This is a genomic window from Streptomyces pilosus, assembly GCF_014649835.1.
Classification (GTDB): domain Bacteria; phylum Actinomycetota; class Actinomycetes; order Streptomycetales; family Streptomycetaceae; genus Streptomyces; species Streptomyces pilosus.
The window spans coordinates 76,783-92,734 of record NZ_BMTU01000003.1 but is presented as its reverse complement, the minus strand read 5'-3'; the positions used below and the strand labels follow the sequence as shown (position 1 = coordinate 92,734).

The 15,952-nt window shown below is 75.3% G+C and carries 13 protein-coding genes, 1 tRNA gene and 1 other RNA gene; 10 read left to right on the top strand and 5 right to left on the bottom strand.

Features of this window, described 5'->3' with window-relative positions:
- Nucleotides 1-100: 100 nt before the first annotated feature.
- The 3 genes from IE118_RS08695 to IE118_RS08685 form a co-directional block, all read right to left on the bottom strand.
- The gene (locus IE118_RS08695; protein WP_003986294.1) at nucleotides 101-397 is read right to left on the bottom strand and encodes a type II toxin-antitoxin system VapB family antitoxin; all 297 of its coding nucleotides are present in this window, start codon (nucleotides 395-397) and stop codon (nucleotides 101-103) included.
- Between the two features lie 397 nt (nucleotides 398-794).
- Nucleotides 795-1,406, bottom strand: a complete 612-nt coding sequence (locus IE118_RS08690; protein WP_189557128.1) for an HhH-GPD-type base excision DNA repair protein — start codon at nucleotides 1,404-1,406, stop codon at nucleotides 795-797.
- A 25-nt stretch (nucleotides 1,407-1,431) separates the two neighbouring features.
- The gene (locus IE118_RS08685; protein ID WP_189557599.1) at nucleotides 1,432-2,154 is read right to left on the bottom strand and encodes a siderophore-interacting protein; all 723 of its coding nucleotides are present in this window, start codon (nucleotides 2,152-2,154) and stop codon (nucleotides 1,432-1,434) included.
- 75 nt (nucleotides 2,155-2,229) lie between these two features.
- On the opposite strand from IE118_RS08685, the gene IE118_RS08680 reads away from it, so the two are divergent.
- The 6 genes from IE118_RS08680 to IE118_RS08655 all read left to right on the top strand — a co-directional run bounded on the left by IE118_RS08680 (nucleotide 2,230) and on the right by IE118_RS08655 (nucleotide 8,870).
- Nucleotides 2,230-4,335, top strand: a complete 2,106-nt coding sequence (locus IE118_RS08680; protein WP_189557126.1) for a penicillin acylase family protein — start codon at nucleotides 2,230-2,232, stop codon at nucleotides 4,333-4,335.
- Nucleotides 4,328-4,936 (top strand): GNAT family N-acetyltransferase, encoded by a 609-nt coding sequence (locus IE118_RS08675; RefSeq protein ID WP_189557124.1) that lies wholly within the window; start codon nucleotides 4,328-4,330, stop codon nucleotides 4,934-4,936. The genes IE118_RS08680 and IE118_RS08675 overlap by 8 nt, the downstream gene beginning before the upstream one ends.
- Complete coding sequence (locus IE118_RS08670) at nucleotides 4,933-5,412, top strand: cupin domain-containing protein (RefSeq protein WP_189557122.1); 480 nt, start codon at nucleotides 4,933-4,935, stop codon at nucleotides 5,410-5,412. Before IE118_RS08675 ends, IE118_RS08670 begins: the two co-directional genes overlap by 4 nt.
- Nucleotides 5,409-6,176: an SDR family NAD(P)-dependent oxidoreductase gene (locus IE118_RS08665; protein ID WP_189557120.1), complete on the top strand. Its 768-nt coding sequence runs from the start codon at nucleotides 5,409-5,411 to the stop codon at nucleotides 6,174-6,176. The genes IE118_RS08670 and IE118_RS08665 overlap by 4 nt, the downstream gene beginning before the upstream one ends.
- 146 nt (nucleotides 6,177-6,322) lie before the next feature.
- Nucleotides 6,323-8,176, top strand: coding sequence for a copper resistance CopC/CopD family protein (locus tag IE118_RS08660; RefSeq protein WP_189557598.1), 1,854 nt, complete (start codon nucleotides 6,323-6,325; stop codon nucleotides 8,174-8,176).
- Nucleotides 8,177-8,300: 124 nt separating this feature from the next.
- Complete coding sequence (locus IE118_RS08655) at nucleotides 8,301-8,870, top strand: DM13 domain-containing protein (RefSeq protein WP_189557118.1); 570 nt, start codon at nucleotides 8,301-8,303, stop codon at nucleotides 8,868-8,870.
- Between the two features lie 16 nt (nucleotides 8,871-8,886).
- On the opposite strand, the gene IE118_RS08650 is transcribed toward IE118_RS08655, so the two are convergent.
- Both IE118_RS08650 and IE118_RS08645 read right to left on the bottom strand, forming a co-directional pair.
- Entirely contained in the window at nucleotides 8,887-9,558 is a 672-nt protein-coding gene (locus tag IE118_RS08650; protein WP_189557116.1) for a maleylpyruvate isomerase family mycothiol-dependent enzyme, read from the bottom strand.
- Nucleotides 9,559-9,715: 157 nt separating this feature from the next.
- Nucleotides 9,716-9,803 (bottom strand) — tRNA-Ser (locus IE118_RS08645).
- 72 nt (nucleotides 9,804-9,875) lie between these two features.
- Between IE118_RS08645 and ffs the strand changes: the two genes are divergently transcribed.
- The 4 genes from ffs (at nucleotide 9,876) to IE118_RS08625 (ending at nucleotide 15,815) form a co-directional block, all read left to right on the top strand.
- Nucleotides 9,876-9,974, top strand: an RNA gene (ffs, locus tag IE118_RS08640) — signal recognition particle sRNA small type.
- A gap of 48 nt (nucleotides 9,975-10,022) precedes the next feature.
- Entirely contained in the window at nucleotides 10,023-12,272 is a 2,250-nt protein-coding gene (locus IE118_RS08635; RefSeq protein ID WP_189557115.1) for a DNA polymerase III subunit gamma and tau, read from the top strand.
- Between the two features lie 133 nt (nucleotides 12,273-12,405).
- Entirely contained in the window at nucleotides 12,406-13,668 is a 1,263-nt protein-coding gene (purD, locus tag IE118_RS08630; protein ID WP_189557113.1) for a phosphoribosylamine--glycine ligase, read from the top strand.
- A gap of 290 nt (nucleotides 13,669-13,958) precedes the next feature.
- Complete coding sequence (locus tag IE118_RS08625; RefSeq protein ID WP_189557111.1) at nucleotides 13,959-15,815, top strand: M48 family metalloprotease; 1,857 nt, start codon at nucleotides 13,959-13,961, stop codon at nucleotides 15,813-15,815.
- Nucleotides 15,816-15,952: the final 137 nt, after the last annotated feature.

Below are 15,952 nucleotides of genomic sequence, written 5' to 3'. Positions count from 1 at the left end.
CTGCAATGCCTACTAGATGATCATTCGACTGGGTGCAGTGCGGGAGCAGTCCAACCCGAAAGGGCGAAAACCCGGCTGTGGGAAGGGCTTCGGCCGGGTGTCAGCCGAGCTCGAGCACGCGGGCGTGCAGCACCTGGCGCTGCTGGAGCGCGGCGCGCACGGCGCGGTGCAGCCCGTCCTCCAGGTACAGGTCGCCCTGCCACTTCACGACGTGCGCGAAGAGGTCGCCGTAGAAGGTCGAGTCCTCGGCGAGGAGCGTCTCGAGGTCCAGCTGCTGCTTGGTCGTCACGAGCTGATCGAGGCGGACCGGGCGCGGCGCGACGTCCGCCCACTGCCGGGTGCTTTCCCGGCCGTGGTCGGGGTACGGCCGGCCGTTTCCGATGCGCTTGAAGATCACACGGAAAGCCTACCGGTCAAGGCGTTCCGGGCGCAGCCATGGCGACGCAGTGCGACACCGGAAAAAGCGGGGCGAACGCGGAGCAGGCGGGCTTCCCGGGTGGGCGGCGTCCGCCGTCCGGCGCCCCGTACGAGGTGCAGCGACCCGTGTCACGCACTCCCGGCCACCCGATTCCCCCGAAAGTGTCCCCACCCGCGCCTCCGCGAACGGCCATCCGGCACGCGCCCGGGCGACCGCGCCGGGCGTGCGTGCGGGTGGTGGCGCGCGCAGCGCGGATGCGGGTCGGCGGGGGTGCCTGATCAGGCGCTGCCCGTGGGCGCGGGCGGGAGCGCGGACGGGCCGGGTGCCGGCCGGCCGGGGTGGGAAGCCGGTCGGGCCGTCCCGGCGGGGTGGGGAGTCATGCGGACGGCTTCTTCGCGGACTTGGCCGCCTTGGCCGACTTGGCCGCTGCCTTCATCTCCTGCTTGTGGGCCCGGACCTTGGTCAGGGACTCCGGACCGGTGATGTCGGCGACGGAGCGGAAGGACTTCTCCTCGCCGTAGGCACCCGCGGCCTCGCGCCAGCCGGTGGGGCGGACCCCGAGCTGCTTGCCCAGCAGGGCGAGGAAGATCTGGGCCTTCTGCTTGCCGAACCCGGGCAGGTCCTCCAGCCGCTTCAGCAGTTCCCCGCCGTCGCCGACGTCCCGCCACACGGCCTCGGCATCACCGTCGTAGTGCTCGACGAGGTACCGGCACAGCTGCTGGATGCGGCCCGCCATCGAGCCCGGGTAACGGTGCACGGCCGGCTTGTCGGAGAGCACCGCGGCGAACGCCTCGGGGTCGTACGCGGCGATCAGGTGCGCGTCCAGGTCGTCCGCGCCGAGCCGCCGGGCGATCGTCGCCGGACCCTTGAACGCCCACTCCATGGGGATCTGCTGGTCCAGCAGCATCCCGGTCAGCGCGGCGAGCGGACTGCGGCCCAGCAGCCGGTCGGCCTCGGGGTCCTGGGCGAGGTGAAGAGTGACGTCCATGCCCCCGATGATCGCGCGTCGCGGCTCAGCTCGCGCGCCAGTACCCCAGCGCCTGCATCCGCTGCTTGGGCACACCCAGATCCTTGCGCAGGAACGCCGAGAGGGTGCGGGTGGTGGCGGTGTCGCAGGCGATCCAGACGTACGGGTCGGGGCCGGCCCGCAGCAGTGCGGGCAGCTCGGCCCGGACCCGCTCGACCAGTGCCGCGCCCGCGTCCCTGCGGGGGACCTCGCGCACCTCGTGCCGGCCGGGGTCGGCGAGGCAGGGCAGGCCGTCGAGGGTGCCCTCGAACCAGATGGTCGCCGGGGCGTCGCCCAGCGCGCCGAGCAGGGAGTTGATGGCCGGCAGCGAGGCCGGGTCGCCCACCACGAAGACGTGGGAGGGGGCGGGGGAGGGGTCCTCGAACCCGGTGCCCTGCACGGTCGCCTCGATGGTGTCCCCGGGCTCCGCCGTCCGGGCCCAGTCGCTGGCACACCCCTCGTGCAGGGCGAACTCCAGGGCGAAGGTGCCGGCCGCCGGGTCCGGGTCGACCAGGGTGTACGCGCGCTGGTGCGGCCTGCCCGCGTTGTCGAACCACAGCCGCACCCACATCGTCGGGTGCACGCCGGCCGCCGCCAGCAGTCCGCCGTCGGTGAAGCGCACCCGCCGGTAGTCGGCGGTGACGTCCTCGCTCCCCGTCACGGTGAACATGAAGTCCTTGGCGCGCATCAATTTGAGGACCGCGCCCTCCCAACCCCGCCCCTGCCCCATCGCGCCCTCACCCTTCGCGTACGATTCCGCCACGATTACTTAGGGGAGCCTAACCTAAAGGGAAATGAGGGCACAGTGACCGGCGAGATCTTTCGCGATCCCTGGGGCATCCCGCACCTGCGCGCGGACGGTGCGCACGAACTCGCGCGTCTCCAGGGCCGGGTCACCGCCCGCGACCGGGCCTGGCAGATCGAGGTCGAACGCCACCGCGCCCAGGGCACCTCGGCCGCCTTCCTCGGCGCGGAGGCGCTCCCCTGGGACCGCTTCGCCCGCCGCGTCCGCCTGGCGGACACCGCCCGCCGCTGCTTCACCGCACTGGAGCGGGAGGACCCCGAGTCGGCGGCATGGGTGCGGGCGTACGTGGCGGGGGTCAACGACGTCCTGGCGTCCGACGGCACCGTGCGCGCCCCCGAGTTCGCGCGGGCCGGGCTCTCCCCCGGCCGCTGGGAGCCGTGGACCCCGCTCGCGGTCTGGCTCGGCACGCACATCCTCTTCGCCGGGTTCCCCGCCAAGCTGTGGCGCGAGCACGTCACCACGCGGCTCGGAGCCGGCGCCGTCGGCCTGTTCGCCGCCGACGGGCCCGGCACCTCCGGCAGCAACGGCTGGCTGGTCGCCGGGGAGCGCACGGTGACCGGGCACGCGGTGATCGCCGGCGACCCGCACCGGTTCATCGAGGACCCGGGCGTGTACCAGCAGATCCGGCTCTCCTGCCCGGAGTTCGACGTCGTCGGCCTCGCCGTGCCCGGTGTCCCCGGCATCGCCCACTTCGGCCACACCGGCACGGTCGCCTGGGCCATCACCAACGCCATGGCCGACTACCAGGACCTGTACCGCGAGCGGCTGCGGCGCACCGGCGCCGGCGTGGAGGCGCTCGGCCCGGACGGCACCTGGCGGCGGGCCGCCCGGCACACGGAGACCATCGAGGTGGCGGGCGAGGATCCCGTCGAGATCGAGGTCGTCGAGACCGACCGCGGCCCCGTCGTCATCGGCGGCCCCGAGGGCCTCGACGACGGGGTGACGGACCCCGGCGGGCCCCCGCTCGCCGTCGCCCTGCGCTACCCGCCCCGTGTCACCGCCGACCTGGGCTTCGGCGCGCTGCTGCCCCTGCTGCGGGCCCGCCGGGTGGCCGACGTGGACCGGGCCGCCGACCGGTGGGCCGAGCCGGTCAACGTGCTCGTGGCCGCCGACACCGACGGCGACACCCTGCACCGGGTCGCCGGCCGCGTCCCGGTCCGCGCCGAGGCCAACCGGACCCGGCTGGTCCCCGCGTGGGACCCGGAGTACGCCTGGCGGGGCTGGCACGAACCCCCGCGGGACGGACTGACCGACGGCATCGCCGTCATGGCCAACCAGCGCGGCCCGGCCGCCCCCCTCGGCGTCGAGTTCGCCCCGCCGCACCGCGCGCGCCGCATCGCCACCCTGCTGGGCCGGCGGCCCCGCTGGTCCGCCGCCGACATGGCCGCGATCCACACGGACACCCACCTCGCCTCGGCCGCCCCCCTCCTGGAGCACCTCGCCGCGCTCGGCACCGAGGACCTCACCGGGCCCGCCGCCACCCTGCGCGACCGCCTGCTGCGGTGGGACCGCCACATGGACGCGGACAGCGCCGACGCGGCCGCCTTCGCCGCGGTGCGCACCGCGCTCGTCCGCCGCCTCGCCGCCCACCCCGCCCTCGCGACGGCGGCCACACCCCCGCCCTACCCGGAGGTGTTCCGTCCCTGGCTCGCGCTGCTCCCCCGGGTCGGCTACGCCCTCGAACACCTGCTCACGGCCGAGGACCTGTTCGGCATCGACCGGCCGGCGGCCGTCCGCGCGGCGCTGGAGGAGGTCGCCGCCGAACCGCCCGCCGGGACCTGGGGCGACACCCACCGCCTCGCCCCCTGGCGGGCCCTGCCGCCGTCCGGGACGCCGCACGACGAACCCCGCCTCTCCGGTGACCACGACTGCGTGCTGTGCACCTCCCCCGTGCCCGGTCTCACCGACCTCGCCGCGCGCGGTCCCGCCGCCCGCTACGTCTGGGACCTGGCCCGCCGCGAGGACAGCCGCTGGGTGGTGCCGCACGGCGCCTCGGGCGTGCCCGGCTCACCCCACCACCGCGACCAGCAGCCCCTGTGGCTCGCCGGCGACCTGGCCCCGGTCCTCACCGACTGGGCGCAGCTGACGAAGGAGACCGATGTCTGACCCGTACGCCTCCCGCACGGCCGTCCACGAGCAGGAGGTCGACGGCTTCGGCGCCGTACGCGTCCTGCCGCTGGACCCGGCCGCCGACGCCCCCCTGCTGCACCGCTGGGTGAGCGAGGAACGCGCCGCCTTCTGGGGCATGAACAGCCTGACCGAGCAGCGGGTCGCCGAGATCTACGCCCACATGGACACCCTCGACACCCACCATGCCTACCTGGTCCTCAAGGACGGCACCCCGGCCGCGCTGCTCCAGACGTACGAGCCGGAGGCCGACCGCGTCGGCGCCTGTTACCCCGTCGAACCCGGCGACATCGGCATCCACCTGCTCCTCGCCCCCGCCGAGCCCGGTGAGGCCCGGTCCGGCTGGACCGGCAGGCTGACGGCCGCTCTCGTCACCTACGTGCTGCGGGTGCTGGACCGCCGGCGGGTGGTGGTCGACCCGGACGTCGCCAACGTGAAGGCGGTCGCCCGCTTCGCGCGGCAGGGCTTCACCACCGGACCGGTGGTCGTGCTGCCGGAGGTCGACCTGCCCGACGTGTACATCCCGGAGAAGAAGGCCCAGCTCGCCTTCCTCACCCGCGAGGTAGCGTTCGGCGGGTGACCCCGGACGAACTCGTCGCGCACTACGGTCTGGAGCCGCTGCCCCGTGAGGGCGGGCGGTTCCGGCAGACCTGGGCGGGCCCGCCGCGCCCGGACGGCCGGCCGGCGGGCACCGCCATCGTCGCCCTGCTCACCGACGCCCCCGGCGACTTCTCCGCCCTGCACCGCCTGCCCGCCGACGAGATCTGGCACCACTACCTCGGCGACCCGCTCCAGTTGCTCCTGCTCGCCCCCGACGGCACCTCCCGCACCCCCGTCCTCGGTCCGGACGTGCTCGGCGGCCAGCACGTCCAGCTGACCGTCCCCGCCGGCACCTGGATGGGCGCGCGGGTCGCCGCGGGCGGCGCCTGGACGCTGTTCGGCTGCACCATGGCGCCCGGCTTCACCTACGAGGGCTACGAGCACGGCGAGGCCGGTGAACTGACGGCGCGCCACCCCGGACGGGCGGCGCTCATCCGGGACCTGTGCCGCCCGTGAGCCGGCCGGGTCTCCTCGACGGCCAGGCCGCCCTGATCACCGGTGCGGGCGGCGGCATCGGCCGGGGCATCGCACGGCGGTTCGCCGAGGAGGGCGCGGCCGTCGCCCTGCACTGCCGGACCGCGCTCGACTCCGCGCGGGACACCGCCGGCCGCATCCGGGAGGCGGGCGGCGCGGCCGTCGTCCTCCGGGGCGACCTCACCGACGAGGACGCCTGCCACCGCGTGGTGGCCGAGGCGGCCGAACGGTTCGGCGGACGGCTGACCGCGCTGGTCAACAACGCCGGGATCCAGCCCGTGCGGCACCTCCCCGCGACGACCGCCGCCGAGTGGCGCGCGGTCGTGGACACCAACCTCACCGGTGTCTTCGCCTGCACCCGTGCCGCGGCGGAGCTGATGCGGGACACCGGCGGCACCGTCACCCACATCGCCTCGGTCGAGGCCCACCACCCGCCCCCCGGCCACGCCCACTACGCCGCCTCCAAGGCGGCGGTGGTGGCGCACGCCCGCGCGGCCGCCCAGGAGTACGGACCGTGGGGCGTCCGCGTCAACACCGTCTCGCCCGGCCTGATCGACCGGGAGGGCCTGGCCGACGCCTGGCCGGAGGGCGTGCGCCGGTGGCGCGAGGCGTCCGCCGTGGGCCGGCTCGGCCGCCCGGAGGACATCGGCGACGCCTGCGTGTTCCTGGCCTCCCGGCTCGCCTCCTGGGTCACCGGCCACGACCTGGTGGTGGACGGGGGAGTGACCGCCCGGCCCACCTGGTGAGCAGACCGGGCCCCTCGTCCGTACCTACCGTGAAGCCGGACGGCCGGGGAGTGGGGTAGGACGTGGAGCGAGGGCGCGGCGGGGCGGCGGGCGGCACCGGGCGGAGCAGGGCTCCCGGCGGCGGGACCCGGCGGCTGCGGGGGCTGGTGCTGCTGGGCAGCATGCTGGTGCTGCTCGTCCTCGGCAGCGCCGCCCCGGCGAGCGCCCACGCCGCCCTCCGCGCCAGCGACCCCGGGGCCGGCAGCGTCGTGAAGACCGCGCCCCGGCACATCACCCTGACGTTCACCGAGTCCGTCGGACTGCTCGACGACTCCTTCCGCGTCTACAGCCCGGACAACCACCGTGTCGAGCTGGGCGAACCGCAGCACGCGGACGGCGCCTCCGACACCGCCCGCGCGGCCCTGCCGGCCGGCCTCGCCGAAGGCACCTACACGGTGGCCTGGCGGGTGGTATCCGCCGACAGCCACCCGGTCTCCGGCGCCTTCACCTTCTCCCTCGGCGCCCCCTCGCCGACCCCGCCCGCCGCCCCCGGGGACCACGCCGAACACCCCGTCACCAAGAGCCTCTACGACACCGGCCGCTACCTCGCCTACATCGCCGCCGCCCTGCTGATCGGCACGGCCGCGTTCGCCGCCCTGTGCCGCCCGCCCGACACGGCCCCGCTGCGGCTGCCGCTGCTCACCGGCTGGTGGACCCTGCTGATCGCCACGTCCACGCTGCTCGTGCTGCGCGCTCCCTACGAGAACGGCACGTCCCCCACGACCGCCCTCGACCTCGGAGCCTTCACCGGCACCCTCAGCGGCCGCCCGGGCCTCGCCCTGCTGACCCGGCTGGCGCTGCTCCTGCTGACGGCGGCCGTCCTGCTCCCGCTCGCCCGGCGCGGCGGTCCCCGGGCCCGCCTGGCGGCCGGCGCCGCCGTCTCCGTCGCCTTCGCCCTCACCTGGGCGGCCGCCGAGCACGCCTCCGCGGGCATCCAGGTCCCGGCGGCGATGACGTCGTCCGTCCTGCACCTGCTGGCGACGGCCTGCTGGCTCGGCGGACTCACGGCCCTGCTCCTCACCCTGTACCGCGCGAAGACCCCGCCCCCGCCGGAGACGGTCGCCCGCTTCTCCCGCCTGGCCTTCCTCTCGGTGACCGTCCTGGTCGTCACCGGTCTCTACCAGTCCTGGCGGGGCCTCGGCTCCTGGTCGGCGCTCACCGACTCCCCGTACGGCCGCACCCTGACGGCCAAGCTCGCGGCGGCCGTCTTCCTGCTGGCGGCGGCGGGCCTCTCCCGGCGCTGGACGACCCTGCTGGTGACGCGGGCGGCGGCACCGGCGACGGTGGACGCACGGGTACCGGAGCCGGTGGGAGCGCCGGTCGGGGCCGGGCCCGGGGGACCGGCGGCGGACGCGGCGGACGGGGCGGACGTGCCGAAAGCGGCGGACACGGCGGACGTGCCGGAGGTGCCGAACGCGGCGGACGTGCCGGGCGAGCCCGCCATGCCCCCGCCGCCCACCGCCGACCACTACCGGCGTGCCCTGCGCCGTTCCGTGCTGGCGGAGGTGATGGTGGCCGTCGTCGTCCTGCTGATCACCACGGTGCTGACCGGCACCCTCCCCGCCCGCGCCGAGGCCGAGGCCGCCCGGGCGCCCCGCCCGCAGGTGGCCGGGCTGCCCGGGGCGGAGGCGTTCACCATCCCCTACGACGTCGGCACACCCGACGGCCGCGGCACGGTGCAGATCCAGATGGACCCGGGCCGGGTGGGCGAGAACGGCCTCCAGGCGGTGGTCTTCGGCCCCCGTGGCGCCCTGACCTTCGTCCCCGAACTGCGCGTCTCCTTCACCCTCGCCGCCGAGGACATCGGCCCCATCGACGCCAGGCTCACCGACCGCGGCGGCTACTGGGCCACCAGCGACCTCACCCTCCCCCTCGAAGGCACCTGGACGATGAAGCTGACGATCCGCGTCTCCGACCTGGACCAGGTGACGGAGACCCGGCAGGTGGAGATCACCCGCTGAGCACCGCGCCGGACCCGCGGCTCGTGCGAGGCGTAAGAATTCCGTCATCCGCAGGCTGTTCCGGACGCACGGCCCGCCCCCGTTGAATGAACCGCACCTGCTGACACGCGGAGAGGCGAGTGACATGGGACGGATGCGGAGCGCACTGGTCAGGCCCTGGACGGCCGTGGTGCTGGTGGTGGCGGTCGCCGGAGGAGCGTTCGGCCTGTACTGGTTCCAGCCGTGGAAGCTGTGGCAGGACGAGACGGTGCGGGAGGAGCTCCCCGGGGCCGCGGCGGCCGCCTCGACACCGCCCGCCGCCCCGTCCCCCGGGGCGAGCGCCGGCACGCCCCCGGCCGGCCCGACGACGCTGGCGAGCGGCGAGTTCATCAGCCACGAGCACGCGACGTCCGGCACGGTCCGGTTCGTGCGGCTGGCCGACGGCAGCCACGTGGTGCGCCTGGAGGGGCTCGACACCAGCAACGGCCCCGACCTGCACGTGTGGCTGACCGACGCGCCGGTGAAGGAGGGCCGCGCCGGCTGGCACGTCTTCGACGACGGCGCGCACGTCAGCCTCGGCAAGCTGAAGGGCAACAAGGGCAGCCAGAACTACACCGTGCCCGCGGACGTCGACCCGTCCCGCTTCAGCAGCGTCAGCATCTGGTGCGACCGTTTCGACGTGTCCTTCGGGGCGGCGGAACTCGCGGCCGTCTGACGGTCGCGGGTCCCCGTCACCGGGGGAGCGCGCAGCGACCGCGGAGGATCTCCACACCGTCGCCCACGAGGTCGTCGCAGTAGATCGCCCGCCCGGTCATGGCCATGATCAGGGCCACGGTGGGTCCGGACACGAGCGGTCCGGACCCGCTCGCGAACGGACCGTCGTCCGCCGCCAGCCGCAGACCGCCGACGCGGCCCCTGGCGACGACCGTGAGGTCCGAGCCCCGGAAGTACTCGGCCGTGCGCGTGACGACTCCGACCGGATGGCGGCGGCGGATGCCCAGCGGGCGCCGGATGTCCTCCCCGTGCACGATCGCCTCGCCCAGCATGGCGAGGGCGGGCAGCGGAGGCTTGGTGGTGCTCGTCACGACGCGCCGGAACCGGTCGAGGGTGTCGCCCGGCCGCGCGCCCAGCTGCTGGGCCAGCCGCAGCGCCACCTGCCGGTCGAAGTCGAACCGGCAGCGGATCACCCCCGCCAGCCAGCTCACGCTGTTGAGGCTCGCCCCCGCGGTCAGGTGCGCCAGCACCTCGCGCACGGTGAGGCCGGCACAGAGCGACGGCGTCGCCCACTGCTCGTCGGTCAGGTCGGCGAGGTCGGCCGCCAGCGCCGCTCGTTCGGCGTGGATCAGGGACCAGACCCCGCCCTCGCGACGGCGTCCGGCCGCCGTCGGTGCCGCATCAGTCATCGGGGCTGCACTCCTGTCAGGGAAGGGACATTCCCCAAGGGGACCGCTGCCGCGCGGCAAAGTCATCGCCGGTGATCGCGTGGGGGCGCGCGCCACGGGAACGTCGAAGGGCCCCCTGTTTCCAGGGGGCCCTTCGACTTCGTGCCCGGTGAGGCACTGGCGGAGGATACGAGATTCGAACTCGTGAGGGGTTGCCCCCAACACGCTTTCCAAGCGTGCGCCCTAGGCCTCTAGGCGAATCCTCCGCTGGGAACATTACATGACCGAGAGGAGTGCTCGCGAACTCGTTCCCCGCCCCCGACATGGGGTAGCCTCTGCGTAGCCCCTCACGCGGCGCTATCTGACTGAACTCCCCCAGGGCCGGAAGGCAGCAAGGGTAGGTCGGCTCTGGCGGGTGCGTGGGGGGCGCTTGCGTTCCCGAGCGGCCGGTCCGGTTGTCGGTGGCCGCCTATAACCTCGTATGCGTGTCGTCTCTCGCGTTGTACCGCCGCTATCGCCCGGAGTCGTTCGCCGAGGTCATTGGGCAGGAGCATGTCACCGACCCGTTGCAGCAGGCGCTGCGGAACAACCGGGTCAATCACGCGTACCTGTTCAGCGGTCCGCGCGGCTGCGGCAAGACGACCAGCGCCCGCATCCTCGCGCGGTGCCTGAACTGCGAGCAGGGGCCGACGCCGACGCCGTGCGGCACCTGCCAGTCCTGCCAGGACCTCGCGCGCAACGGACCGGGATCGATCGACGTCATCGAGATCGACGCCGCTTCCCACGGTGGTGTGGACGACGCCCGTGACCTGCGCGAGAAGGCGTTCTTCGGGCCCGCGGGCAGCCGCTACAAGATCTACATCATCGACGAGGCCCACATGGTCACGTCGGCCGGTTTCAACGCGCTGCTCAAGGTCGTCGAGGAGCCCCCGGAGCATCTGAAGTTCATCTTCGCCACCACGGAGCCCGAGAAGGTCATCGGGACCATCCGGTCGCGCACGCACCACTACCCGTTCCGGCTGGTGCCGCCCGGCACCCTGCGGGACTACCTCGGCGAGGTGTGCGGCAAGGAGGACATCCCGGTCGAGGAGGGTGTGCTGCCGCTCGTCGTGCGGGCCGGCGCCGGGTCCGTGCGTGACTCGATGTCCGTCATGGACCAGCTGCTCGCCGGCGCCGGTGAGCAGGGTGTGACGTACGCCATGGCGACCTCCCTGCTCGGGTACACCGACGGCTCGCTGCTCGACTCCGTCGTCGAGGCCTTCGCGACCGGTGACGGGGCCGCCGCCTTCGAGGTCGTCGACCGGGTGATCGAGGGGGGCAACGATCCGCGCCGGTTCGTCGCCGACCTGCTGGAGCGGCTGCGGGACCTCGTCATCCTGGCCGCGGTGCCCGACGCCGCCGAGAAGGGGCTCATCGACGCCCCCGCCGACGTCATCGAGCGGATGCAGGCCCAGGCGGGCACCTTCGGCCCCGCCGAGCTCACCCGTGCCGCCGACATCGTCAACGAGGGGCTCACCGAGATGCGCGGCGCCACCTCGCCGCGGCTCCAGCTCGAGCTGATCTGCGCGCGCGTGATGCTCCCCGCCGCGTACGGCGACGAGCGCTCGGTGATGGCCCGGCTGGACCGCATCGAGCGCGGGGTGAACTTCACCCCGGGGGCGGCCGGCGCCGTCGGGACGCCCGCGGCCGGGTACGTGCCCGGTCCCGAGGCGCACGGGGGAGGAGCAGCGCCGGATCAGGGCTCCGTCGGGCCGGGAGGCGGGCCCGCCGCGGCCCGGGCCGCCGTCCGCGGTCCGGGACCGGCCGCGCCCGCCCCCACGCCACCCGCTCCCGCTCCGGTCCGGGCCGCCCCGTCCCCGGCCGCCGCACCCGCACCGGCCGCACCCGCGCCCGCCGCCGAGCAACCGGTCGCACCTGCGGCAGCCGCACCCGGCGCCCCGGCCGCGGCGCCCGGAGCCTGGCCCACCGCGGCCCCCGCGGGGGGTGCGGCCGGCCGCCGGCCCGGCGGCTGGCCCACGGCCGCCCCGACGGGAGGCGGCGGACGGCCGCCGGCGCCGAGCGCCCCCGCACCCACGTCCGCCCCCGCGCCCGCTCCGGCCCCCGCTCCCGCGGCCCAGGCGGCAGCGGCGCCGGCCCCCACGGCCCCGGCCGGTGGGGGTCCCGACCCCCGCACGCTCTGGCCGAACATCCTGGAGACGGTCAAGAACCGCCGCCGCTTCACCTGGATCCTGCTCAGCCAGAACGCCCAGGTGACCGGCTTCGACGGCACCACCCTCCAGCTCGGCTTCGTCAACGCGGGCGCGCGGGACAACTTCCTCAGCAGCGGCAGCGAGGACGTGCTGCGCCAGGCGCTGGCCGAGCAGTTCCACGTGCAGTGGAAGATCGAGGCGGTCGTCGATCCCTCCGGCGGCGGCGCGGTGGCCCCCGCTCCCGCCGGGCCGCCCGGCGGTTACGGCGGCGGTGGTGGCGGCTACGGGTCCCCCGAGGCCGCTCCGCGCCCGTCCGCACCCCGGCCGAGCGCGCCGACGGCCGACCGGCCGGCGGGACCGCCCGGTCCGGCCGCCCCCGCCCCGGCTCCCCGCCCGCCCGCGCCGGAGCCGCCGGCCCCGGTCTCACCCGAGGACGACATCCCGGAGGACGACGACCCCGACCTGGACGAGTCCGCCCTGTCCGGGAAGGAACTGCTCGTGCGGGAGCTGGGCGCGACGGTCGTCGAGGAGATCACGAACGAGTAGCCCGGAGGGCCCCGTGACGGGCCGGGGACGGCCCGTGCCGGGCTCGCTCATGGAGGAACGTACGAACCGCTCCCGCCCTTCCCTTCGGAAGCCCGTACAAGGGGACGCGCCGTCTCCCGTTAGGCTGACCCCCGTGAAGGTCCTCGTCATCGGCAGCGGCGCCCGCGAACACGCCCTGTGCCACTCCCTGTCCCTCGATCCCGACGTCACCGCGCTGCACTGCGCGCCCGGCAACGCAGGCATCGCCGAGGTCGCCGAGCTGCACCAGGTCGACGCCCTCGACGGCGCCGCCGTGTCCGCGCTGGCCAAGCGGCTCGACGCGGACCTCGTGGTGGTCGGCCCGGAGGCGCCCCTGGTCGCCGGTGTCGCCGACGCCATGCGCGACGCGGGCATCCCGGTCTTCGGCCCCTCCAAGGAGGCCGCGCAGCTCGAGGGCTCCAAGGCCTTCGCCAAGGACGTCATGGCGGGGGCCGGGGTGCCCACCGCCCGCTCGTACGTCTGCGTGACGCCCGAGGAGGCCGACGCGGCCCTCCAGGCGTTCGGCGCCCCCTACGTCGTCAAGGACGACGGACTCGCGGCCGGCAAGGGCGTCGTCGTCACCGCCGACATCGAGGCGGCCCGGGCCCACGCCCGCGGCTGCGAGCGCGTGGTCATCGAGGAGTTCCTCGACGGCCCCGAGGTCTCCCTCTTCGCCATCACCGACGGCGAGACCGTCGTGCCCCTCCAGCCCGCCCAGGACTTCAAGCGCGCGCTGGACGGCGACGAGGGCCCGAACACCGGCGGCATGGGGGCGTACTCCCCGCTCCCGTGGGCCGACCCCAAGCTGGTCGACGAGGTCGTGGAGACGGTCCTCCAGCCGACCGTGGACGAGATGCGGCGCCGCGGCACCCCGTTCTCCGGACTGCTCTACGCCGGTCTGGCGATCACCTCGCGCGGGGTCCGCGTGATCGAGTTCAACGCCCGCTTCGGCGACCCCGAGACCCAGGTCGTCCTGGCCCGGCTGAAGACCCCGCTCGGCGGCGTCCTGATGGCCGCGGCCACCGGCAACCTCGCCCACCTGGAGCCGACGCGCTGGAGCGACGAGGCCGCGGTCACCGTGGTCGTCGCCTCGCACAACTACCCCGGCACCCCGCGCACCGGCGACCCGATCACCGGCCTGGACGAGGTCGCCGCCCAGGACGCCCCGCACGCGTACGTCCTGCACGCCGGGACGCGGCGCGAGGGCGACGCCGTCGTCAGCGCTGGCGGGCGCGTGCTGTCCGTCACGGCGACCGGCAAGGACCTCACCGAGGCCCGCGACCGCGCCTACCGTGCCGTCTCCCGGATCGGCCTCGACGGCTCCCGGCACCGCACGGACATCGCGGCGAAGGCGGCACGGGACGCGCGGGACGCGTAGCGCGCCGGGCCGGACACCGATGAACCCCGCAGGCCCCGGATCCGTCTCAGGATCCGGGGCCTGACCCTTGCCGTCCGTCGTCCAGCTCTCCCCAAAGCCATTCCATCGAGTGACCGATAGGCCATCCGGCTGACGTGAACCGGGGCCCCAACTAGGGTGCCGCGCAAGCGTTCCGGACCCGGTTCCGGCACTTGGCCCATCGGCATTGCGATGTCAGTGGCGGGTGCCACAGTGGGGGGATGGGCAATGCCAGGACCGGGTCCGGAGCCGGGAGGGGGTGACGTCGGATCATGAGCGGAAGCCGCATGGGAGCAGGCGAGTCGGGGGGACCGAGCGCGCGGTCCCGGGCGCTGTCCGTGCTGCGGGTCCGCAGCCGGGCGCTGGCCGTCGCGCTGCTGCCGGCCGCCTGCGCCGTGATCCTCCTCGTCGGTGGCTCCGCCGGCCACCTCACGGGCGCCGGCTGGGACCTCGCCCGCCGGGTGCTCACCCCCCTCGCGGTGCTCGTCCTGCTCCTCGCCGCCGGAGTCGCCCTGGTCGTCGCCCGGGCCCGGCCCGCCATGAGTCCCACGGTGCCGGTCGCCGAGGAGGCGGCCCCCGATCTGTACCGGATGGTGCGTGACCTGGCGGACCGGCTCGACGTCCCGGCACCGTCGGCGATAGCGCTCACCCCGGACTGCGACAGCTGGCTGGAGGACCGCACCCACCCGGCCCACGGTCCGCCGCCCGCCGAGGAGCACGACGACGTGGCGGGCGCGGGCCGGCCCCCGCGCGGAGCCCCCGCGGCGCCCGTGCTGGTGATCGGCTCGCCGTTCCTGTGGTGGATGCGGGTGGGTGAGCTGCGCGCGGTCCTCGCCCCGGTCGTCGCCGGTACGGGACCCTCGGCGCACCCGGACATAGCCGCCGCCCGGCGGTTCGTGCAGGGGCTGGACGCCGCGGTGGCCGTGGCCTCGGCGCCGCGGCGCGGACCGGTGGCCCGCGGGGTGCTCGCGGTCGTCGGTTGGGCGGCCCGGCTGCTGCTGTCCGGGTGCCGGGTGCACGCGGCCGAGATGGAGCGCGGGGTCGCGGCGGCCGCCGCCGACCGTGCACAGGCTGTGGACTACGGGCTGCGGATCGTCGCCCAGGAGCAGGTGGGCCTGGCGTACGCGGGCTGGGACCGGCTGCTCACCCGGGTCGCGCTGCCCGCCTGGCGGATGGGCCGCTGGCCGTCGCGGCTGAACGCGGGCGTGGTGGCGGCGCTCACCGAGCTCTCGCGCCGGGACCGGCTGGCGGAGGGCTTCGCCTCCCGCCTCGGCGAGCGTCCCGCCTGTGACCTGCTCGAAGAGCCCGGCACCGTGGACGAGGCCACCTCGCTGCTCGCCGCCCGTCTCTTCCACGGGGGGCCCGCGCAGACCGGGCCCGCCTGGTCCCCGGTCCCCTGGGGCGACTATCCGGAGGAGGTCGTCGACCGCAAGTGGCGGACCGACGCCGCCCGCCTCCATCGCGTCCTGGACGCCCTCCACGTCCCCCCGGCCCACATCGACCCCGCCGCCCCGGACGGGCCGACCCTGACCCGCGTGCTGGTCCACCTGGCCACCCGGGAGGCACCCGCAGAACCGCCCCCGCCGTACCCGGTCGCCGTCCCCGTCCCCGCCCCCGCCCTCGCCTCCGCCCCGGCCGACGGCGAGACCGGCGGCAGGACCGGCGGCGAGGAGGACGACGACCTGTCCGGCACCACCGCGCGCAGTGCCGCTCTGGCCGCCCGGCTGAGCGCCGAGCTCGCACGCGAGGAGAGGGCCCCGGCCTCCGCCGCCCGGTCCTCCCCGGCGGCCGGTCAGGAAGGCGCCGTACCGTCCGCCGGCCCGGACGCGGCCGCCCCCCTCCGGGACGACCGGCCGCTGCCCCTGTTCCCGCTCCAGTCGCCGCGCACCGCGCGGGAGCTGCTCGCCGACCACATCACGGCGATGGTCTGCTGCGCGGCGATGGACACCGCGGGCGCCGTCCCCGGGCTCGACTGGCTGGACGGGCCGACGCTGCTCGTCGACGGTGTGCGGGCGGCGGACCTGTCGCCCCAGGTCCTGGCCCTGATCGAGGACGGCGACCCGGCCGGCCTCCGCCTCTGGCTGACCCGGCACGGCATACGCCCCGAGAAGCCGGTACGGCTCGTCTGAGGCCGGCGGCCCCGCCGGTCTCCCCACCCCCTGGAGTCCACCCCTCCGCTTTCGGTCAATTCAAAACGAACGGTGACGGACTGCGCGCGTTATGTGATGTGCTTGGACCGTTCGAGTTCGCTGGCAAGAGCAAGCGA

Excerpts from the sequence above, each read along its gene's own strand:
- IE118_RS08690 (WP_189557128.1), bottom strand. The coding sequence starts at position 1,406 with ATGGACGTCACTCTTCACCTCGCCCAGGACCCCGAGGCCGACCGGCTG.
- IE118_RS08685 (WP_189557599.1), bottom strand. The coding sequence starts at position 2,154 with ATGGGGCAGGGGCGGGGTTGGGAGGGCGCGGTCCTCAAATTGATGCGC.
- IE118_RS08675 (WP_189557124.1), top strand. The coding sequence starts at position 4,328 with ATGTCTGACCCGTACGCCTCCCGCACGGCCGTCCACGAGCAGGAGGTC.
- IE118_RS08655 (WP_189557118.1), top strand. The coding sequence starts at position 8,301 with ATGGGACGGATGCGGAGCGCACTGGTCAGGCCCTGGACGGCCGTGGTG.
- IE118_RS08650 (WP_189557116.1), bottom strand. The coding sequence starts at position 9,558 with ATGACTGATGCGGCACCGACGGCGGCCGGACGCCGTCGCGAGGGCGGG.
- IE118_RS08625 (WP_189557111.1), top strand. The coding sequence starts at position 13,959 with ATGAGCGGAAGCCGCATGGGAGCAGGCGAGTCGGGGGGACCGAGCGCG.